21 protein-coding genes and 1 tRNA gene are annotated in these 19,145 nt (G+C 58.9%); 10 read left to right on the top strand and 12 right to left on the bottom strand.

The window, feature by feature from the left end; genetic code table 11:
* The gene (gene xth / locus ACR0M3_RS03125; protein WP_480538056.1) at nt 1-780 is read right to left on the bottom strand and encodes an exodeoxyribonuclease III; all 780 of its coding nucleotides are present in this window, start codon (nt 778-780) and stop codon (nt 1-3) included.
* A 279-nt stretch (nt 781-1,059) separates the two neighbouring features.
* On the bottom strand, nt 1,060-1,383 hold the full coding sequence (locus ACR0M3_RS03120; RefSeq protein WP_480772824.1) for a HesB/IscA family protein: 324 nt from the start codon (nt 1,381-1,383) through the stop codon (nt 1,060-1,062).
* Between the two features lie 76 nt (nt 1,384-1,459).
* Here ACR0M3_RS03120 and ACR0M3_RS03115 point away from each other — a divergent pair, with 76 nt between their 5' ends.
* From ACR0M3_RS03115 to scpB, 6 genes are all read left to right on the top strand, one after another.
* The gene (locus tag ACR0M3_RS03115; RefSeq protein WP_480480518.1) at nt 1,460-2,599 is read left to right on the top strand and encodes a deoxyguanosinetriphosphate triphosphohydrolase; all 1,140 of its coding nucleotides are present in this window, start codon (nt 1,460-1,462) and stop codon (nt 2,597-2,599) included.
* 252 nt (nt 2,600-2,851) lie between these two features.
* Nucleotides 2,852-4,597, top strand: a complete 1,746-nt coding sequence (gene argS, locus ACR0M3_RS03110) for an arginine--tRNA ligase (protein ID WP_480772822.1) — start codon at nt 2,852-2,854, stop codon at nt 4,595-4,597.
* Nucleotides 4,598-4,685: 88 nt separating this feature from the next.
* On the top strand, nt 4,686-5,750 hold the full coding sequence (locus ACR0M3_RS03105; RefSeq protein ID WP_480772821.1) for an SPOR domain-containing protein: 1,065 nt from the start codon (nt 4,686-4,688) through the stop codon (nt 5,748-5,750).
* Nucleotides 5,747-6,754 carry a beta-N-acetylhexosaminidase gene (gene nagZ, locus ACR0M3_RS03100; protein WP_480909664.1) on the top strand — a complete coding sequence of 336 codons (1,008 nt, stop codon included), beginning with the start codon at nt 5,747-5,749 and terminating at the stop codon, nt 6,752-6,754. The genes ACR0M3_RS03105 and nagZ overlap by 4 nt, the downstream gene beginning before the upstream one ends.
* A complete protein-coding gene (locus tag ACR0M3_RS03095) occupies nt 6,744-7,538 on the top strand; it encodes a segregation and condensation protein A (RefSeq protein ID WP_480909662.1) in 795 nt (264 codons plus the stop codon). The genes nagZ and ACR0M3_RS03095 overlap by 11 nt, the downstream gene beginning before the upstream one ends.
* A complete protein-coding gene (gene scpB, locus ACR0M3_RS03090) occupies nt 7,531-8,178 on the top strand; it encodes an SMC-Scp complex subunit ScpB (protein ID WP_209503670.1) in 648 nt (215 codons plus the stop codon). Before ACR0M3_RS03095 ends, scpB begins: the two co-directional genes overlap by 8 nt.
* A 93-nt stretch (nt 8,179-8,271) precedes the next feature.
* Here scpB and ACR0M3_RS03085 read toward each other — a convergent pair whose 3' ends face one another.
* From ACR0M3_RS03085 to ACR0M3_RS03050, 8 genes are all read right to left on the bottom strand, one after another.
* Complete coding sequence (locus tag ACR0M3_RS03085) at nt 8,272-9,351, bottom strand: 2'-deoxycytidine 5'-triphosphate deaminase (RefSeq protein WP_480909659.1); 1,080 nt, start codon at nt 9,349-9,351, stop codon at nt 8,272-8,274.
* 61 nt (nt 9,352-9,412) lie between these two features.
* Nucleotides 9,413-9,489: transfer RNA gene (locus tag ACR0M3_RS03080), tRNA-Pro, on the bottom strand.
* Between the two features lie 61 nt (nt 9,490-9,550).
* Entirely contained in the window at nt 9,551-10,156 is a 606-nt protein-coding gene (locus ACR0M3_RS03075; protein WP_480538040.1) for a MerR family transcriptional regulator, read from the bottom strand.
* Nucleotides 10,157-10,174: 18 nt separating this feature from the next.
* Complete coding sequence (gene ihfA, locus ACR0M3_RS03070; RefSeq protein WP_209503673.1) at nt 10,175-10,477, bottom strand: integration host factor subunit alpha; 303 nt, start codon at nt 10,475-10,477, stop codon at nt 10,175-10,177.
* A 96-nt stretch (nt 10,478-10,573) separates the two neighbouring features.
* A complete protein-coding gene (locus ACR0M3_RS03065; protein ID WP_480909656.1) occupies nt 10,574-11,545 on the bottom strand; it encodes a beta-ketoacyl-ACP synthase III in 972 nt (323 codons plus the stop codon).
* Between the two features lie 22 nt (nt 11,546-11,567).
* A complete protein-coding gene (gene plsX, locus ACR0M3_RS03060; protein ID WP_480584706.1) occupies nt 11,568-12,656 on the bottom strand; it encodes a phosphate acyltransferase PlsX in 1,089 nt (362 codons plus the stop codon).
* 24 nt (nt 12,657-12,680) lie between these two features.
* Nucleotides 12,681-12,887 carry a 50S ribosomal protein L32 gene (gene rpmF / locus ACR0M3_RS03055; protein WP_008756996.1) on the bottom strand — a complete coding sequence of 69 codons (207 nt, stop codon included), beginning with the start codon at nt 12,885-12,887 and terminating at the stop codon, nt 12,681-12,683.
* A gap of 205 nt (nt 12,888-13,092) precedes the next feature.
* Complete coding sequence (locus tag ACR0M3_RS03050; RefSeq protein WP_480545465.1) at nt 13,093-13,629, bottom strand: YceD family protein; 537 nt, start codon at nt 13,627-13,629, stop codon at nt 13,093-13,095.
* Nucleotides 13,630-13,714: 85 nt separating this feature from the next.
* Here ACR0M3_RS03050 and ACR0M3_RS03045 point away from each other — a divergent pair, with 85 nt between their 5' ends.
* The 3 genes from ACR0M3_RS03045 (at nt 13,715) to ACR0M3_RS03035 (ending at nt 16,906) form a co-directional block, all read left to right on the top strand.
* Nucleotides 13,715-14,188: an outer membrane protein assembly factor BamE gene (locus ACR0M3_RS03045; RefSeq protein WP_480545467.1), complete on the top strand. Its 474-nt coding sequence runs from the start codon at nt 13,715-13,717 to the stop codon at nt 14,186-14,188.
* A 100-nt stretch (nt 14,189-14,288) separates the two neighbouring features.
* Nucleotides 14,289-15,029, top strand: coding sequence for a GNAT family N-acetyltransferase (locus ACR0M3_RS03040; protein WP_480545469.1), 741 nt, complete (start codon nt 14,289-14,291; stop codon nt 15,027-15,029).
* 68 nt (nt 15,030-15,097) lie between these two features.
* Nucleotides 15,098-16,906: an ABC-F family ATP-binding cassette domain-containing protein gene (locus tag ACR0M3_RS03035; protein WP_480909654.1), complete on the top strand. Its 1,809-nt coding sequence runs from the start codon at nt 15,098-15,100 to the stop codon at nt 16,904-16,906.
* On the opposite strand, the gene ACR0M3_RS03030 is transcribed toward ACR0M3_RS03035, so the two are convergent.
* The gene (locus ACR0M3_RS03030) at nt 16,903-17,433 is read right to left on the bottom strand and encodes a sugar O-acetyltransferase (protein WP_480504857.1); all 531 of its coding nucleotides are present in this window, start codon (nt 17,431-17,433) and stop codon (nt 16,903-16,905) included. The two genes, ACR0M3_RS03035 and ACR0M3_RS03030, sit on opposite strands and share 4 nt — an antisense overlap.
* A gap of 27 nt (nt 17,434-17,460) precedes the next feature.
* Nucleotides 17,461-18,216, bottom strand: a complete 756-nt coding sequence (locus ACR0M3_RS03025; protein WP_480909652.1) for a 3-hydroxyacyl-CoA dehydrogenase — start codon at nt 18,214-18,216, stop codon at nt 17,461-17,463.
* Nucleotides 18,217-18,436: 220 nt separating this feature from the next.
* Between ACR0M3_RS03025 and ACR0M3_RS03020 the strand changes: the two genes are divergently transcribed.
* Nucleotides 18,437-19,132 carry a hypothetical protein gene (locus ACR0M3_RS03020; RefSeq protein ID WP_480909650.1) on the top strand — a complete coding sequence of 232 codons (696 nt, stop codon included), beginning with the start codon at nt 18,437-18,439 and terminating at the stop codon, nt 19,130-19,132.
* Nucleotides 19,133-19,145: the final 13 nt, after the last annotated feature.

The raw sequence follows: 19,145 nt of genomic DNA, 5'->3' as shown, positions 1-19,145 counted from the left end.
TCAAAGATCCAGGTCAATCCAGACGGGAACGTGATCGGATGGCTTTTCGTGCCCCCGAACAGCCGCATCAATCTGGCAATCCTGCATGAGGTCGGCCGCTTGTGGCGTCAACAGGAAATGATCAATCCGAATTCCGTCATTCCGGTTCCACGCGCCAGCCTGATAATCCCAGAAGGAATAGTGGTCGGGACCCTGCGTTGTCGCGCGGAAGGCCTCGGTAAAGCCAAGGTTCAGGATTTTTCGAAAGGCGGCCCGGCTTTCCGGGCGGAACAACGCGTCTTCCCGCCAGGCATCGGGGCGTTTGGCATCCTCGGCCTGTGGGATGATGTTATAATCGCCCGCCATTAGCGCCAGCTCTTCTGATTCCATCAAACCCTTTGCGCGTTCATAAAGCCGTTCCATCCAGGCCAGCTTGTAATCGTATTTCGGTCCGGGTGCCGGATTCCCGTTGGGCAGATACAGCCCACAGAGGCGCAAGGCCTTTTTGCCCACGACGGTCGCCTCGATCCACCGCGCCTGTTCATCATTGTCATCACCGGGAAGGCCGCGTGATACATCCTCCAGCGGAAGCCTCGACAGGATCGCAACACCATTGAAGCTTTTTTGACCGTGTGTTTCCACGTTGTACCCGCGATCTTCAAACATCTCGCGGGGGAAGTTTTCGTCGACGGATTTGATTTCCTGAAGAAGAACAACGTCGGGTTGGGCATCGTCCAGCCAGCGGGGCAGCGCCTCGGTTCGCGCCTTGATGCCATTGATGTTGTACGTGGCGATTTTCATGCGCGATCCTCCGAAACCTTGTGGCAACCTATCGCTCAGAACGGGCCCAGCGGCAAGTCGGAGATCGGATTAGCGAGGCTCTGCCTCGCGCTCCGGGATATTTTTAGCCAGATGAAGAAACGGATCCTTAACCATTTTTCGATACTTGAAGGGGCGGTACAGGCGGGGACGCCGATGACCGCGCCAGGTGAAGCTCTCTGGTCGTTTTGGTCAGAGAGCGGATCCCTGCTTCATCTGGCTGAAAATATCCTGGGGGTGTGGGGGCAAAGCCCCCACCGGTTACATCGAAAACGACGTGCCGCAGCCACAGGAAGAGGTGGCGTTGGGGTTGTCGATCACAAACCGCGCACCAATAAGCTCCTGAGTGAAATCTATCACCGCGTTTTCAAGAAAGGGCAGAGAGATCGGGTCGACGATGACTTTCTGCCCTTTGCCTTCAAGAATGAGGTCGTCGGAGTTTGGCGTATCCAGAGCAATTTCATATTGAAAACCGGAACATCCACCGCCCTCCACTGCGACACGCAGGGCTTGCCCCTGTTCCGCGGCACCGATTTCGGCAAGGCGGTCAAAGGCGCGTTCGGTGACTGATGGGGGCAGATTCATGCCGGTCTCCAAAGGTTTATTTCCCAAGCGTCCTACAATATATGAAACCAAAAGACAGGCGACAAGGACAAGGCCTTTGGACAGAGCGGGTTTTGCTTCGGACCCAGACCGCGCAAGGGGGCGGCTGGTGCCAGAGGAAGAGAGCAGCTTCCGGTCAAGCTTTCAGCGTGATCGCGACCGGATCATTCACGCCAGTGCGTTTCGGCGGCTCAAGCACAAGACGCAAGTCTTTGTCGAGCATGAAGGTGACAGTTATCGAACACGGCTGACCCATTCCATCGAAGTTGCTCAGGTCGCGCGAACAATTTCAGGGGCGTTGGGCCTGAATGCTGAACTCACCGAAGCTGTAGCGCTGGCGCACGACCTGGGTCATACGCCCTTTGGTCATACGGGTGAGGACGCCCTCCACGCGCTGATGGCACCTTACGGGGGGTTTGATCACAACGCGCAGGCCATTCGGATCGTAACCAAGCTGGAGCGGCATTATGCCGGGTTTGACGGATGCAACCTGACTTGGGAATGTCTGGAGGGTATCGCCAAGCATAACGGTCCGGTTGTTGGCGATCTGCCCTGGGCCCTGGCTGAATGCAACCAGGGCTTTGACCTTGAACTTCATACCCATGCAAGTGCCGAGGCGCAGGTGGCGGCCTTGTCTGATGACATTGCTTACAACAATCACGACCTTCTGGATGGGTTGCGTGCGGGGTTGTTTGAAGATGATGATCTGCGCCACCTTCCGATCGTGGGGGCGTGTTACGCAGATGTGGATGCGAAATACCCCGGTCTTGATCCGTATCGGCGGCGTCATGAAGCACTGCGGAGGGTTTTTGGGGTCATGGTGGCGGACGTCATCACAACGTCGCGCGACTTGATCGCGGCCTCGGGCGCGCAGTCGGTCGAAGAGATTCGCCATCTTGGGCATCCTGTCATCCAATTCTCGGTCGGGACTTGGGCGGATCTGAAACAAATCAGGGCGTTCCTGTTCACCCGGATGTATCGCGCGCCCAGCGTCATGAAGGTGCGGGCCGAGGTTGCAACGGTTGTCGAAGACCTGTTCCCGATCTACCTGAACGATCCGAAACAGATGCCCGCACGCTGGCACGAGGATATTGAAGCTGCGGCGGACGAGACTGCTCTGGCCCGGATCGTATCGGACTATATTGCAGGAATGACCGACCGTTTCGCTTTGCAGGATCACGCGCGGCTGACGGGCTGACTGGGCCGCAATGACACGGGTAATGGTCCATGTTTGCGACCTTTATTGCGGGTTGATTAGTACCTTGCGCGGGCGGGAAGCGATGATCAGAAGCCGTACGACGGACAGCGCGCAGGGTATTTGAAATTTCAGACAGAGGATATCTGGGCGCCATTGGCAGACATTGGGCGCAAACCATGTCCAAACAATAGGCGTCCATTGACCTTGCCGTGATGCGTGGTAAACCGCCGGGCAAGCAAAAGGACATCCGAAATGAACCTGTTTTCCGAGATCCGCGGCCTTGTACTGGACGCGCTGGCACAGATGCAGTCCGAAGGCGCGTTGCCCGAGGGGCTGAATTTTGACAACGTGGCGGTCGAACCGCCGCGTGATGCGGCGCATGGCGACATGGCGACCAACGCGGCGATGGTGCTGGCAAAACCGGCCAGGATGAAACCGCGTGACATTGCCGAGGCATTGGCAGGGAAGCTGGTGGCGGATGATCGGATCACCAGCGCCGATGTGGCGGGTCCGGGCTTTCTCAATTTGCGGCTGGCACCGTCGGTCTGGCAAGGCGTGCTGGCGGCCGTGCTGGAGAAGGGCACCGATTATGGCCGCTCGACTATGGGCCATGGGCAAAAGGTCAACGTTGAATATGTTTCGGCCAACCCAACCGGTCCGCTGCACGTGGGTCATACACGGGGCGCGGTTTTCGGGGATGCTCTGGCAAGCCTGTTGGCCTATTCCGGCCATGACGTGACCCGTGAGTATTACATCAACGACGGCGGTGCGCAGGTGGATGTGCTGGCGCGCTCGGCTTACGAACGCTATCGCGAGGCCAATGGTCTGAGCCCCGAGATTGCCGAAGGTCTTTATCCTGGCGACTACCTGATCCCGATCGGTGAGGCGTTGAAAGAGAAATACGGCGACAGCCTGATCGACAAGCCGGAAAGTGACTGGCTGGAAGAGGTGCGTGAGTTCTCGACTGACGCGATGATGGATCTGATCCGCGCTGACCTGAAAGCGCTGGGCGTCGAGATGGATGTGTTCTTCTCGGAAAAATCTCTCTATGGCACTGGTCGGATTGAGGCCGCATTGCAATCGCTGACTGACAAGGGCCTGATTTACGAAGGCGTGCTCGAGCCGCCGAAAGGCAAAAAGCCCGAGGATTGGGAGCCACGCGAACAGACGCTGTTCAAATCGACCGAACATGGCGACGACGTCGACCGCCCTGTCAAGAAATCGGATGGTAGCTGGACTTATTTTGCCCCGGATATTGCTTATCACTATGACAAGGTGACCCGTGGTTTTGACGCACTGATCGACGTGTTTGGCGCCGACCATGGCGGCTATGTCAAACGGATGAAGGCGGCTGTTTCGGCACTGTCCGACGGTAAGGTGCCGCTTGATATCAAGCTGACACAGCTGGTGAAGCTGTGGAAGAATGGTGAGCCGTTCAAGATGTCCAAGCGGGCAGGGAACTTTGTCACTCTGCGCGATGTGGTCGATCAGGTGGGCCCGGACGTGACGCGGTTTGTTATGCTGACTCGCAAGAACGATGCGCCGTTGGATTTCGATTTTGACAAGGTGCTGGAACAAAGCCGCGAGAACCCCGTGTTCTACGTTCAGTATGCACATGCCCGTGTCATGAGCGTGCTGCGTCGTGCGGCCGAGGCTGGGATTGCGGCTGATGATGCGACCCTTGAGGGCGCTGACCTGAGCAAGAACGATCATGCCTCGGAACTGGTTGTTGCGAAGAAGCTGGCAGAATGGCCACGGCTGGTCGAGATTGCGGCCCGAACCAATGAACCGCACAGGGTCGCCTTTTATCTCTATGAACTCGCAGGCGACTTTCACGCGTTGTGGAACAAGGGCAATGACGAGACGCAACTGCGTTTCATCCAGGATGGCGATGTTGCCACAAGCCAGTCAAAAATCGCTTTGGCCCGGGCCGTTTCTGTTGTGATTTCAGCGGGCTTGGGTATTCTTGGCGTTACTCCGGCGCAGGAGATGCGGTAACGAATATCGCCCGAACCGCCGGTACGAGGTAGGCAAGAAATGACCCGCGGGCCTTATTTTCAGGCGCGAAACGGGCAGTGAGGCGGACATGGCGAGTTACGATTACTCGGGGCATCAACGCCCCGGGCAGATTCATTACCCGAATCAAGCGCATTCTGATGATGTGTATGATTTTCCCGAAGACATGCAGGAAGATGACGCGCCGCGTGGCTCGTTTGGTCTGGGCAGGGCGGTCAATTTTCTGGGGGCTGTTGCATCCTTGGCGCTGGTCGCCGGTGTCGGGGTCTGGGGCTATCAACTGATCATGCGCGATGTCAGCGGCGTGCCGGTTGTTCGTGCCGCCGAAGGGCCGATGCGTGTACAGCCGGAAAATCCGGGTGGAACTCCGGCCGATCATCAGGGCTTTGCCGTGAATGCCGTCGCCGCCGAAGGCAGTGCTGCGGCGCCGGCCGACCGGTTGATCCTTGCGCCGCGCCCGGTGTCCTTGACGGACGAAGATCTGCCCGCCGGAGAACTGAAGCCGACCCCTGCGCTGCATGTGGTCGAAGAACCGATCACCACGCAGGAGGCCGCGCGCTTGCGCCAGAACGCAGTAGATGCGCTGGTTGCGGAATTGGCGGGTGCGGCGGCAGAAACGCAGCAAGAGTTCGAAGATGGTGTGCAACTGGCATCGCTGACCACCCCTGATGAAGAACCCGCCATTGACCCGGCAGATTTTGCTGCGGCCTTGCCGGACCCGAGCTTCGCCGAGTTGCCGGGCGTGCGCCGATCATTGCGCCCTGTGACGCGTCCGGCACGGTCCACCCGCAGTCAGGTCGCGCCCAGTGAGACTTCCGAAGACGCCATCAATGCAGCGGTGAAAGCCGCGGTCGGGGTGGATGTTGATCCGGATACACTGGCCAAGGGAACCCGGCTGGCGCAGCTTGGAGCTTATGACAGCACGCAAGTGGCACAGGCCGAGTGGGACCGTTTGAATGGTCAATTTGGTGATTATTTGTCGGGAAAACAGCGGGTTATCCAGAAAACTTCAAGCGGTGGACGGACCTTCTACCGCCTTCGTGTTCTGGGGTTCGAAGACCTGAGCGACTCGCGCCAGTTCTGCGCTGCTCTGGTCGCGCAAGGCGCTGACTGTATCCCGGTGGCCGTGAGGTGAAGTTCGGAGCAGCGATCACAGATGCTGAAGGCCTGCGCCTGACGCAGAAGGAAAGAGACCTGTTTCGCCAGATGAACCCGTTTGGGTTCATCCTGTTCGCCCGCAATATTGAAAGCGCCGATCAGGTGCGGGCCTTGTGTGATGATTTCCGCGAGGCCGTTGGGCGCAACTGTCCCATTACCATTGATCAGGAAGGTGGGCGCGTACAGCGTTTGCGCGCACGCTTGGCCCGCGAATGGCAGCCGCCGCTGGATCATGTGACCAGGGCGGGTGATCAAGCGGAACGCGCCATGTACCTCAGGTACCGCCTGATTGCGGATGAGCTGTTTGGTCTGGGTATCGACAGCAACTGTGCCCCCATGGTCGATGTGGCGTGGCCCGAGACCCACGCGTTTCTGAAGAACCGCTGTTATGCCTTTGATCCTGAGCAGATTTCCAGGGTCGGCAGGGCCGTGGCACAGGGCCTGTTGGACGGGGGCGTTCTTCCGGTTCTCAAGCACATTCCCGGCCATGGCCGGGCCACTTTGGACAGTCACCATGACCTGCCGCATGTTGATTTGCCGCTGGTAGAGTTGGAATACAGCGATTTCGCGCCGTTCCGCGCCTTGAACGACCTGCCGATGGGGATGACGGCGCATCTGGTCTTTGATCAGATCGATCCCCGGCCAGCCACCATTTCTGCGGCCATGATGGGCCTGATCCGAGACAATATCGGCTTTGGCGGCCTGATCATGACCGACGATATCTCGATGAAGGCGCTCAGTGGGGCGTTGACGGACCTCACTCGCCAATCTTTGCAGGCGGGCTGTGATGTGGTCCTGCATTGCAATGGCAGTTTTTCTGAACGTGCCGCTGTGATGGAAACTGCCGGAGAAATGTCGGATGTGGCACAAGCCCGCGCAGAACGGGCGCTGGCGATGCGCAAACGCCCGCGGGAACTTGACATCCAAGCCGCCGAAGCGGAACTATCTGCCCTAATGGGCGGGCAGGTATATGAACGATAATCTTTTTAGCGAAGACCCTGTCTCGGTCGCGGATCGTATTGCGGCCGAAGCGCTGATTGTTGATGTCGACGGGTTCGAAGGCCCGTTGGATGTTTTGTTGACCCTGTCACGCACGCAAAAAGTGGATCTGCGCAAGATCTCGGTTCTTGCGCTGGCGCAGCAATATCTGGCCTTTGTTGAAAAGGCACGTGCGCTGCGCATTGAACTGGCCGCCGATTATCTGGTCATGGCTGCGTGGCTGGCCTTTCTCAAGTCCCGTTTACTGCTACCGCCAGACCCCGATGACGAAGGGCCATCGGGTGAAGAACTGGCCGCGCATCTGGCGTTTCAACTTGAACGCCTGCAGGCGATGCGTGACGTCGCTGCACGGCTAATGGCCCGCGACCAACTGGGGCGTGATTTTTTCAAACGCGGGCAGGGCGAGGACGTCACCCGCATTCGCACCGTGACTTATTCCGCCACGCTGCTGGACCTGATGCAGGGGTATGCCCGTATCCGCACCCGTGACGAATTCCGCCCCTTTGTGATGGACCGCGATGCGGTGTTCACGATGGAGCAGGCACTGGAGCGGATGCGCCCGCTGATCGGTTTTGCGGGGACGTGGACCGATATGGAAACCTATCTGCCCGATGGTTGGGATACTGACCCGGTGCGCCGCAGGTCGGCGACGGCTGCGACCTTTGCGGCCTCGCTGGAACTGGTGAAAGAAGGACATATGGAGATCAAGCAGAGCGAGACATTCGCGCCGATCCATTTGCGCAAAAGGACACAGACACGTGACTGATGCCCCAGAAGAAACCGGTACCCTGTTCGAGGCGCCACCCCTGGCGGAACAGGAGCGTATGGTCGAGGCTGTGTTGTTTGCCAGTGCCGATCCGGTGACGATTGCCGATCTTGAGGCGCGGATGCCGCATGGAAGCGACGCCGCGCAAGCCGTTGAATTGCTTCAGAGACGTTACGAAGGGCGCGGCGTGCGCGTGGTGCGCGTGGGGGAGGCATGGGCGATTCGCACAGCCCCCGATCTGGGCTTTCTGATGCAGAAGGAAACGGTCGAGTCCCGTAAACTCAGCCGGGCCGCGATCGAGACATTGGCCATCGTCGCGTATCACCAGCCCTGCACCCGCGCCGAGATTGAGGAAATTCGCGGTGTGTCAGTTTCTCGCGGGACGATTGACCAGTTGCTTGAGATGGAGTGGATCAGGTTGGGCCGTCGCCGTATGACACCGGGTCGTCCTGTGACATTTGTGGTGACGTCCGAGTTTCTGGATCATTTTGGTCTGGAGAACGCCCGCGACCTGCCGGGTCTCAAGGAGCTAAGGGCTGCGGGTTTGTTGGAAAACCGGCCCCCACCGGGAGCGATCCCGTTGGGCGAGGCGCGTGAAGACGAAGTGGACGAAGACCAGTCGGAACTGTTTGAGGAGTAAAAATCCTGACAGGTCACTACAGGTCAGGCGCAGAACCTGCGACAGGCAACGCGGGTTATCTAGCACAAGCACCGTTGCAAGAAATTCTGAGGATTAGCCAACCGCTTTGAAGTGCTTGGACAGTTTCAGGCCTTGCCCCTGATAGTTCGATGCAATCCCGGCACCATATAGCTGCGTGGGCATCTCGGCCATTTTTTCATAGACAAGACGCCCGACCACCTGTCCGTGCTCCAGCACGAAAGGCGCTTCGTGGCATCGCACCTCAAGCACGCCACGCGATCCGGCCCCTCCGGCGGCTGCATGGCCAAAGCCGGGATCGAAGAATCCGGCATAATGCACCCGGAATTCACCAACCATCGCCAGATAAGGTGCCATTTCGGCGGCATACATCGGCGGGATATGGACCGCCTCGCGGCTGACAAGGATATAGAATGCACCGGGGTCAAGTATGATGCGACCGTCCTTGGTGCGCACTTCCTCCCAATAGTCCTGGGGGTCGTATTCGCCAATTCGGTCCAGATCGATTACCCCGGTATGGGGCTTGGCGCGATAGCCGACCAGATCGGTATCGGGCAGTTGCAGATCGACCGAAAAGCCAAGACCGTCCTGAATTACAGCAGGGCCGTCTACTAACGGCGATTCGGCGTGCAGGGCGGTCAGTTCCGCGTCAGACAAGACGGCCTGACCTTGACGGAAACGGATCTGGTTCAGACGCATACCGGGTCGGACCAGAACCGAAAACGAACGTGGACAGATCTCGGCGTACAGCGGGCCTTTGTAGCCTGCGGGCACGCGATCGAACTCGGTGCCACCATCGGTGATGGTACGGGTCAGAAGGTCAAGCCGCCCGGTCGAGCTTTTGGCATTGGCGACGGCGGTTATTTCGCGGGGCAGGGCAAGCGATTCCATCAGAGGTACCAGATAAACGCAGCCCTTTTCCAGAACAGCGCCGTCCGAGATGTCAATGCGGTGCATTTCAAACTCGGCCAAGCGATCCGTAACGGTCCGTCCTTCGCCCGCGAGGAACGAGGCACGAACGCGGTAGGCCACTGTTCCCAAACGCAAATCAAGGCTGGCCGGTTGAATTTGCGCTGGCAGGACATCGGGGTTGGCGGCGATCTCTCCGCGCGCGATCATCGCTTCGATTTGCTGGTTCGCGCAAACACCTGTCATCTCGATCCCCTCGTGTGCCAGAGCGGGATCTGGCCTTTGTGCCATAAACGTCGGTGTGATTTGGTCGGGCTAGCAGGACTCGAACCTGCGACCTTCCGTCCCCCAGACGGACGCGCTACCAGGCTGCGCCATAGCCCGACGTTGGGCCGTTCATAAAGATTTTCCCGGCAGGGGCAAGAGGAAAACACTGCCTTTTTTCCTAACCCGTCGCCTGTGTTTCGACCCGATCCAGCCAGCGGCGCAGGTCTTTTGCAATTGGTGCAATCCGGCGCAGAAGTTCGTCGTCAAAGTCGGCGCACTTCCACGCCAGCGAAGCAATTCCGCCCATCAGGGGCGCTGTGTTCAGGTCAGACTCTGGTTCTTGTTCTGACACAGCCGCGGGAAGTGCTTCGGCCTGCACACCTTCATTCACCGGCTGCTTGGCCGGTTCGTCCAGATCCATAGGGATTTGTTCGGTGGCTGCAGCTGGTTTGGGTTCGAACGGCACCACAGTACCTTGAACGGGTTCAATCAGGGCAGGGCCCGGTTCGTCCAGAGGCGGAGACAGTGCTGCGACATGTGCGACGCCTTGCTCGCGCAGGATGCGCTGCACGCCCTTGATTGTGGTCCCGTCTTCATGAAGCAGTTTCTTGATGCCCCCCAGAAGACGCATGTCATTGGGGCGATAATACCGGCGCCCGCCCGCGCGTTTGACCGGTTTGACCTGAGTGAAGCGGCTTTCCCAGAATCGCAAGACATGGGCCTGGACACCAAGCCAATCCGCTACTTCACTGATCGTGCGAAACGCGTCGCGGGATTTGCTCATATCCGCGTGACCCTGGGGTTACTTGCGATTCCCGACGGCGACGCGATCTTTCATAAGATGCGACGGGCGAAAGGTTAGTACACGGCGGGGCTGTATCGGAACCTCTTCGCCGGTTTTGGGGTTGCGGCCGACTCGCGCGGTCTTGTCGCGAACACTGAACGTACCGAAGGACGAGATTTTCACCTGCTCACCACGCACCAGAGCGTCGGACATGTGGTTCAGAACGCTTTCGACCAGCTGCGCACTTTCGTTGCGCGAAAGCCCAACTTCGCGAAAGACGGCCTCGCTCAGATCCATTCGAGTCAGTGTATTGTCGCCCATGTCATTTCCCCTGTTGCTGTCAAAGCATACGGGTACGGCAAATTCGCTGTCAATATCAATGAATTGCAAGAAGCTGTGTAAGCTGGATTGCGCCGGTTACCAGCGCAGAACCACCGCGCCCCAGGCCAGACCGCCGCCAATCGCTTCGGTCACGATCAGGTCGCCGGGTTTGATCTGCCCGCGTTGTTTACCAACCGACAATGCCAATGGGATGGATGCAGCCGAGGTGTTGCCGTGATCCTGAACGGTCACAACTACGTTTTCCATTGGCAGGCCCATCTTTTTGGCCGTGCCCTGAATGATGCGAATATTGGCCTGATGAGGAACAATCCAGTCTACGTCAGCGCTGCTCAGCCCCGCGCGGCCCAGGGCTGTCTCAGCGGTTTTGGTAAGCTTTTCAACGGCATGTCGGAAGACTTGATTGCCCTGCATACGCAGATGCCCGGTGGATTGGGTCGAAACTCCCCCATCGACATAAAGAAGGTCCTTGTAGCGCCCGTCCGAGTTCAGATCGGTTGCAAGTATGCCGCGATCCGCAGCGGTGCCTTCGCCGTCCTGCGCTTCGAGTACCAATGCGCCGGCACCATCCCCGAACAGAACACAGGTCGAGCGGTCGGTCCAGTCCATAATCCGGGAAAAGGTTTCGGCACCAATGACCAGCACGCGTTTGGCCTGACCTGACAGAATCAAAGCATTTGCGTTGCTGAGGGCGAAAACGAATCCTGCGCAGACAGCCTGTACGTCGAAGGCAAACCCTTTGGTCATGCCCAGTCGGGCCTGAACCATGGTCGCGGCAGAAGGAAAGGTCAGGTCCGCGGTCGAGGTCGCCAGGACGATCGCGTCGATATCATCCGCTGTCAGGCCCGCATCGGCCAGCGCAGCCTCGGCAGCCTTGGTGGCCAGGTCCGACGTTGTTTCGTCATCGGCGGCAAAGTGACGGCGTTCGATCCCCGACCGGGTTCTGATCCACTCATCCGTCGTGTCCAGCGTTTTCTCGAACTCGGAATTGGGAACAATACGTTCCGGCAAATAATGCCCGACACCTACTACAACTGAACGGCCTGCCATTTTTGGGGTACTGCCTTTTTTGTTATTTATCGGTCTGCGGCGCTGCTTGCGCGGCATCTTGTTCAAGCTGGGCTGTGGATGCAACCCGCGCCGCTAATTTTTCGGCGAAACCGGACTGTGCCAGAGTAAAGGCCAGTTTGATCGCCGCCGACACTCCGGTCGCATCTGCCCCGCCGTGGGATTTAATAACGGTCCCGTTCAGACCCAGAAACACGCCACCGTTCACACGGCGCGGATCGATGCGCTTTTTCAGGCGCTGTAGTGACGTGATGGCCAGAATCGAAGCCAATCGGGACAACGGAGAGTATTTGAACGCCTCACGCAGAAGCTCTCCGATCAGGCTGGCGGTGCCTTCGCCTGTTTTGATCGCAACATTGCCCGTAAACCCATCAGTAACAATGACATCTGCCTTGTCACCGGGAATATCACTGCCTTCGACAAAGCCAACAAATTCGAAATTCGCCTGTTCCGCGAAATCCGAGATCAAGGCGTGCGCTTCTTTCAGTTCCGCGCGGCCCTTATGCTCCTCGGTGCCAACGTTCAGCAGCCCAATCCGGGGGCGGTTCAGGGCCATGCCGTTGCGCGCATAAGACGCGCCCATCAGGGCGAATTGCAGCAAATCCTTGGCGTCGGCGCGTACATCGGCGCCCACATCCAGCATTACATTGAACCCTTGCGGGTTGCGCGAAGGCCACAGGATCGCGATTGCGGGGCGGTTCACACCCGGCAATTTGCGCAGACGCATCATCGACAGGGCCATCAGGGCACCGGTGTTTCCGCAGGACACTGCGCCATGAGCTTCGCCCTGACGAACCGCTTCCAGCGCGGACCACATTGAGGTCTGCTTGCCGTTGCGCACAACCTGGCTGGGCTTGTCCTCCATCGTGACAACGTCGGGGCAATCACGAAAAACGACGCGCCCTTCAAGGACACGTCGTTTAGCAACCAGCTTGCGCAATACCTGTTCGGGCCCGTGCAGCAGGAACCCGATATTCGGGTTCTTGCCAGCCGATTTTGCCAGACCTGCAACGACGACAGCGGGGCCTGCGTCCCCTCCCATTGCGTCAACCGAGATGGTGATCCGTCCGGCGTGCGTGGGCTGATCGTTCATGCCTTGGCCTGCGCTCGATCAGGCTTAGGCTGCGTCTTCGTCCAGATCGATTTCGTCGGCCTGTGCGACGACTTCGCGATCGTCATAGTGGCCGCAAGATGCACAAACGTGGTGCGGGCGTTTCAGCTCGCCGCAGTTCGGGCATTCGTTCGGGTTTGCAGCAACCAGAGCGTCGTGTGCGCGGCGGTTGTTGCGACGCGACTTGGAAACTTTGTTCTGTTGGACGGCCATGGTCTCAACCTTTGTCTGACTGGGGGCCGCAGATTCGCTGCCGACCCGGGTTTCGTAGTTCGTTTATCGTGGTTTGACGCGCGTTTAGGCGACGAGCCCCGCAATGTCCAACCCAAAATCCGATGAGCGCGCGAAAATACTGCGATTCTCGGCATGTTCAAGCGATTTTTCTGACCGCCTGCTATGACAGGAAATCCGGCACCTGTCACTCGTCTTTTTTTAGCACATCGCGCAATCCTGCCAATCCCGCAAAGGGTTTGGCATCGTCATCCGTCATCGCCTGTTTGCCCGGTTCTGTGTAGGCAGCCTGACCCAGTTCCGCGCCGTCTTTCCGTGGATATTGTGGCAAAGCCAGAGACAGGGCCTCGATCATGACAAGGGCCGGATCAATTTCCGGTCCCAAAGGTTCAGATTCGTCATCTTCCGGGATTTCGAACTCTGGATCATCAGGGTCTGCCCAATCCGCAAGAAATGTCCGGTGCACTGGAATGTCGATCCTTGTCGTCACCGGTTCCAGCGTCACCACGCAAGGTTGGGTGACAGTTGCGCCGAGTTTGCCGTTTAGAACCCAGTCCCGTTTGCCCTGCGCCCGCAGGTCGCCCGAAAAGCTGAGCTTGCGCAGCCCCAGCAGCCCAAGGTCTTGCCTGATTTGCTCAAGCACGGTGGTTGCAGGGCGCAGATCGAACCGTGTCGGGGCGTTCTGCGGCAGGTCAGACACCCGAAATGATGTCGCGTTGCTCATTCGTGAGCCTTTCTATGTGTTGAACCGTGGCAGCGGTTTATGTAATCGGATAGAAGCCGAAGAAGGCCAAGGCAAGAGGGTGCAGATGTTGAAGGTAGTGAACCGGTTGAAACCAGCTGCGAAATCGCTTGTGTTTGTTGCCTGTCTGGCTGCGACCGGAGCTTGTACGGCTGTCTTCAAGAATCACGGCTATGTGCCACCGGCCGAGGAACTGGCGGAAATCAAAGTGGGCGTAGACACGCGGGACAGTGTGCAAGAGGCCATCGGCGCGCCGGGCGCATCCGGCGTGGTTCGGGATTCGGGCTATTACTACGTCCGCTCTCGCGTGCGCCACTACGGTCCGAAACGGCCCGAGGTGGTATCGCGCGAACTGGTTGCCATCAGTTTTGATCAGCGCGGTGTTGTCAGAAATATCGAACGCTTTGGTCTTGAAGACGGGAATGTGATTGCTCTGGAGCGCCGCGTTACCGATTCCAACGTTCAGGACAAAGGCTTCCTGCGTCAGCTGCTGGGCAATATCGGCAACTTCAATCCGGCCAACATTCCGGGCGCCAACTAATTTGCGCCAAAACCTTGCGGTAGTCACAGGGCAGTCACATGTCTTGTGCTAACGGTGTCGTACCGACGCCTGAGGGTCGGCAACCGTGGAGGACGCGACCGTGGCAACGGCAGTTTTGTTAAGCAAGGGGCGCTATCGCGCCAGACTGGCGCAATCGCCCGAGGATATCAGAACAGCTCAGGCATTGCGGACCTTGGCTTTTGGCACAGAGCAACCGGACTGCGACGAGTTTGATGCACGCTGTAGCCATATCCTGATCGAGGATATGCGCTCGGCAGACCGGCTGGTCTGCTGCTTTCGGATGCTGACCATGGATAGTGGCGGCGAGATCGGGCGAAGTTATTCGGCACAGTTCTACGACCTGACCTCGCTCGAAGGCTTCGAAGGCCGGATGGTTGAAATGGGACGATTTTGTATCCATCCCGATCACAGCGACCCCGACATCCTGCGTATAGCCTGGGGGGCAATGACGGCCTACGTTGACCGGAACAACGTCGAGATGCTGTTTGGATGTTCCTCTTTTGCCGGAACCGCAACTGAGCAGTATCTGGATGCGTTTGCGATGCTCAAACACCGCCATCTGGGCCCGAAACGTTGGTTGCCGCGCGTGAAGGCTCCGGATGTGTTTCGTTTTGCCGCGCGTCTGCGGCGCAGACCGGATGTGAAAAAGGCAATGCTGCGGATGCCACCCTTGTTGCGGACCTATCTGATGATGGGCGGTTGGGTCAGCGATCATGCAGTGGTGGATCGCCACATGAACACGCTGCACGTTTTCACAGGGGTGGAAATCGGTGCGATCCCCCCGGCACGCAAACGTCTGTTGCGGGCGGTGGCCGGGTAGATTGAGTATTTTTCAAAAGGTGAAGACGGGGCGTTGACGCAATGTGTCAGCCGGTTTAGCTGGCGCACATGGCGAGAATTCCTTTGTTGCAGATGTCCGGCATTTCCCTGACTTTCGGGGGTGACCCGGTGTTTTCCGAACTGGATCTGGTGGTTCAGCCCGGTGATCGTGTTGCGCTGGTGGGGCGAAACGGGTCCGGAAAATCCACGCTGATGAAAGTGATGGCCGGTCTGGTCGAGGAGGATCGGGGCGAGATTGTCGTGCCGCCCGGAAAATCCGTTGGCTATATGGAGCAAGATCCGACGATGGAGGGCTTTGCCACGTTGGGGGATTACGCGTCCAGCGGGTTGGAGCCGGGAGAACTTTACAAGGTTGAACGGGCCGGTGAAGGGTTGAAGTTCGATCCTTCACGGGCAGTTGAGACGGCTTCGGGCGGAGAGAGGCGGCGGGCTGCGCTGGCCAAGCTGATGGCCGAAGCACCGGATCTGATGTTGCTGGACGAGCCGACCAACCATCTGGATATCGAAGCCATCGCGTGGCTGGAACGCGAACTTGGCGCGACCCGAGCGGCCTTTGTGCTGATCTCGCATGACAGGGCCTTTCTAAGGGCGCTGACGCGGGCAACACTTTGGATCGACCGGGGGGCTGTTCGGCGACAGGAACAGGGCTTTGAAGCCTTTGAGGCCTGGCGGGACAAGGTATGGGAGGAAGAAGACCAGCAACGCCACAAGCTGAACCGCCTGATTAAGTCAGAAGCGAAATGGGCGGTTGAGGGCATTAGCGCCCGACGCAAACGTAATCAAGGCCGGGTGCGGGCCTTGCAGGCGTTGCGGGCCGAAAAGGCGGCGCAGATCAAACGTCAGGGTTCGGCTGCAATGGCATTGGAGGCCGGGCCAAAATCAGGCCGTAAAGTGATTGAGGCCAGGGCGCTGGCCAAAGGGTTTGGCGACAAGCAGATCGTTCGGAACTTTGATCTGCTGGTACAGCGCGGCGACCGGGTGGCCTTTGTCGGGCCGAACGGTGTTGGCAAAACAACGTTGCTGAAGATGCTGCTGGGGCAGGTGGAGTCGGACGAGGGCTCGGTTTCCTTGGGGACGAACCTTGAAATCGCGGTGTTCGATCAGACCCGTGCCCAACTGGACCCCGAGATGAGCCTGTGGGACAGTCTGACCGGCGATCCGGAAATGCGGGTGTCGGGCAAGGCCGATCAGGTAATGGTGGGCGGGCAGCCCAAACATGTTGTAGGGTATCTCAAGGAATTTCTGTTTGACGAACGGCAGGCCCGAGCAGCCGTCAAATCCCTGTCGGGTGGGGAAAAAGCCCGGTTGTTACTGGCCAAACTGATGGCGAAACCCTCGAACCTTCTGGTGCTGGACGAACCGACCAACGATCTGGATGTCGAGACGCTGGACCTGCTGCAAGAGCTTTTGGATGATTATGACGGCACCGTTCTGCTGGTGAGCCATGACCGGGATTTTCTGGACCGCGTGGCGACAACCACCATCGCGATGGAGGGGAACGGACGGGCGGCAGTCTATGCTGGCGGCTGGTCGGATTACATCGCGCAGCGTGGCGACGTGAGCCAAAAAAGCGTAGAAAAAGCAAAAGCTTCAAAGCCAAAGATCAAGCAGGAAGAAAAGCCGAAATCCGGCCTATCCTTCTCGGAAAAGCACCGGCTGGAGAAACTGCCTGCCGAGATCGCGCGCCTTGAGGCCGAGATTGCCAAGCTGGAAGAGCTGATGTCCGACCCCGGGCTGTTCACGCGCGAACCGGTGAAGTTCCAAAAAGCGACCGAGGCGCTGGTTGAGCGGCAGGAGAAACTCTCGGCCGCTGAAGAGGAATGGCTGACGCTCGAAGAGAAGGCTGAAAGCGCTTAGCGCGCCAGACGTTTTGCCGGATTACCTGCTACGGTTTCTCTGGCGGGGACGTCTTTGGTGACGACGCTGCCTGCGCCGATTGTGGCGTAGTCGCCTATGGTAATGCCGGGCAACAGGATCGCTCCGCCGCCAACCCAAACCTGCCTGCCGATGGTGACGGGCAGGCCGATTTCCAACCCTTGTGCCCGATCAGCCGGGTCTTTGGCATGATGAGCGCAGTAAATCTGAACATTGGGGCCAAACATCGTGTCGTCGCCGACCCGAACGAGGGCCGTGTCCAGAACCACGCATCCGGCATTGAAGAAAACCCGGCTGCCCAGATGGATGTTCATTCCATACGCGCAGTGAAAAGGGGCTTCGAGAAAACAGTCCTCGCCGACATGGCCCAGCAGCGCGTGTAGTTCCGGGGCCATCGCGCCGCGTGTGTCGGGCGGACAGGTGTTGTGAGCGTGAACAGCCCGTCGTGCCCGCGCGCGCAGATCGTCCAACTCAGGATCGAGACAGCAATACCACTGCCCGGACTGCATTTTCTGGCGCTCCAACATAGAGCTGTCTTATCGCATCCGCAGAGCGCCGTCGATGCGGATGACCTCGCCGTTCAGGTAGCCCATTTCAACGATGAAACCGGCCAGCCGCCCGTATTCCTTAGGGTCGCCCAGGCGGGCCGGGTTCGGGACGTCGGCGGCCAGTTGTTTCTGCACGTCTTCGGGAAGGCCCGCCAGCATCGGGGTCATAAAGATACCCGGCGCGATGGTCATGACGCGAATCCCGGTCGAGGCCAGATCACGGGCCATTGGCAGGGTCATGCCAACAACCCCGCCTTTCGATGCAGCGTATGCCGCCTGTCCCTTTTGGCCGTCGAATGCGGCAATAGATGCAGTGTTGATGATCACACCGCGCGCCCCGTCCGGTTCGGGTTCGTTCTTTGCCATCTCGGCAGCGGCCAGCCTTGAGACGTTGAATGTGCCGACAAGATTGATGTCGATCGTACGCTGGAACGCGTCCAGCGGGTGGGGCCCATCCTTGCCGACTGTCTTGATTCCATAAGCGATACCCGCGCAGTTCACAGTCGCGGTGATCTTGCCCATCTTGTCCATGCCGTGGCGCACGGCAGCAGCGACCGAGGTTTCGTCGGTTACATCCGTCAGCGCAAAAAATCCGCCGATTTCGGAGGCGACTTGAGCGCCACGGTCCGCGTCACGGTCCAGAATAGTGACTTGCGCGCCCTGCGCGGCAAAGTGACGGGCGGTGGCTTCGCCCAGACCGGATGCGCCGCCGGTGACAAGAGCGGCTGTGGTGGACAAGTGCATCGAAGCTCCTCCCTGGGATATGAACAACTGTTCAATAACTGCTTTGCAGGGGCGGTGTCCACATCTTTGAGCCTGAACGCCAAAAGGGGCGGGGCGGACTGACCGCCGCCGGGTCAATACGCATCTTTAAGGCATCTTAATCCGCGCTTCACGGAAACGCGCCTGTTCGTGAACGAAGTAATCACAGCCATTGCGTGTTTTTTCGTCAGGAGGTTCCGATATGGTAAATGGTATGAAACAAACACTGGGCGCTGTTCTGGCTGCACCTGTCTTTGGGATTGTGGTTGCCGGCAGTGCTGTTGCAGCGCCGGAAACGTGTAACTGGAAAACGGCCCGAAATTTCGCGAATGCAGGCGACTATGCCGGTCTTTGCGATTGTGTTCAGGTGACCCCGAGCTTTCTGGACAGACTTCAGAAGCGACCGGATTTTGAGACAACGCTGCGCGTTACCGGGGCGCAATGCCCGGGGCTGGCCGCGTTGTTGACGGATTTGCCAACGGCAAGCTTGACCGGCGCGGCAGAAAATCGGGGCGAAAGCCGCAGTTCAGAACCCGGCGGGGCAGGATTTGCGAACGCGGTTGGTCCTGACGGTCTTGGTGGTGGAGGAGAGCCTGACAACGGCGGCCAAGAACCCGGTGGTGGCGGTGGTGAACCCAGCGGTGGCGGAGAGCCCGGCGGTGGCGGTGGAGAGCCCGGTGGTGGCGGTGGTGAACCCGGCGGTGGCGATGGTGAACCCGGCGGTGGCAAAGGCAATAACGGCGGCGGAAGGGGCTATAACGGCGGCGGCAAAGGTGGCGATAAGGGGAACAATGGCGGCGGCAACGGCGGCGAGGGCAGCAGTCCGGGTCGCGGAAACAACGCCAATGACGACGAGGGCGAAAGCGACCGGCCCGGTCGCGGAAAGGGACGTCAGTAGCCTTGCCCATTCC

The organism is Ruegeria sp. O5, assembly GCF_056535105.1.
Note: the sequence above shows the minus strand (reverse complement) of the source record. Positions and strands in the feature narration are given on the sequence as shown.

What these genes read in the sequence shown, in the direction of transcription:
- xth (WP_480538056.1), bottom strand. Translation starts at nt 780, where the DNA reads ATGAAAATCGCCACGTACAACATCAATGGCATCAAGGCGCGAACCGAG.
- ACR0M3_RS03120 (WP_480772824.1), bottom strand. Translation starts at nt 1,383, where the DNA reads ATGAATCTGCCCCCATCAGTCACCGAACGCGCCTTTGACCGCCTTGCC.
- argS (WP_480772822.1), top strand. Translation starts at nt 2,852, where the DNA reads ATGAACCTGTTTTCCGAGATCCGCGGCCTTGTACTGGACGCGCTGGCA.
- ACR0M3_RS03105 (WP_480772821.1), top strand. Translation starts at nt 4,686, where the DNA reads ATGGCGAGTTACGATTACTCGGGGCATCAACGCCCCGGGCAGATTCAT.
- ACR0M3_RS03095 (WP_480909662.1), top strand. Translation starts at nt 6,744, where the DNA reads ATGAACGATAATCTTTTTAGCGAAGACCCTGTCTCGGTCGCGGATCGT.
- ACR0M3_RS03085 (WP_480909659.1), bottom strand. Translation starts at nt 9,351, where the DNA reads ATGACAGGTGTTTGCGCGAACCAGCAAATCGAAGCGATGATCGCGCGC.
- ACR0M3_RS03075 (WP_480538040.1), bottom strand. Translation starts at nt 10,156, where the DNA reads ATGAGCAAATCCCGCGACGCGTTTCGCACGATCAGTGAAGTAGCGGAT.
- ihfA (WP_209503673.1), bottom strand. Translation starts at nt 10,477, where the DNA reads ATGGGCGACAATACACTGACTCGAATGGATCTGAGCGAGGCCGTCTTT.
- ACR0M3_RS03065 (WP_480909656.1), bottom strand. Translation starts at nt 11,545, where the DNA reads ATGGCAGGCCGTTCAGTTGTAGTAGGTGTCGGGCATTATTTGCCGGAA.
- plsX (WP_480584706.1), bottom strand. Translation starts at nt 12,656, where the DNA reads ATGAACGATCAGCCCACGCACGCCGGACGGATCACCATCTCGGTTGAC.
- rpmF (WP_008756996.1), bottom strand. Translation starts at nt 12,887, where the DNA reads ATGGCCGTCCAACAGAACAAAGTTTCCAAGTCGCGTCGCAACAACCGC.
- ACR0M3_RS03050 (WP_480545465.1), bottom strand. Translation starts at nt 13,629, where the DNA reads ATGAGCAACGCGACATCATTTCGGGTGTCTGACCTGCCGCAGAACGCC.
- ACR0M3_RS03045 (WP_480545467.1), top strand. Translation starts at nt 13,715, where the DNA reads ATGTTGAAGGTAGTGAACCGGTTGAAACCAGCTGCGAAATCGCTTGTG.
- ACR0M3_RS03035 (WP_480909654.1), top strand. Translation starts at nt 15,098, where the DNA reads ATGGCGAGAATTCCTTTGTTGCAGATGTCCGGCATTTCCCTGACTTTC.
- ACR0M3_RS03030 (WP_480504857.1), bottom strand. Translation starts at nt 17,433, where the DNA reads ATGCAGTCCGGGCAGTGGTATTGCTGTCTCGATCCTGAGTTGGACGAT.
- ACR0M3_RS03025 (WP_480909652.1), bottom strand. Translation starts at nt 18,216, where the DNA reads ATGCACTTGTCCACCACAGCCGCTCTTGTCACCGGCGGCGCATCCGGT.
- ACR0M3_RS03020 (WP_480909650.1), top strand. Translation starts at nt 18,437, where the DNA reads ATGGTAAATGGTATGAAACAAACACTGGGCGCTGTTCTGGCTGCACCT.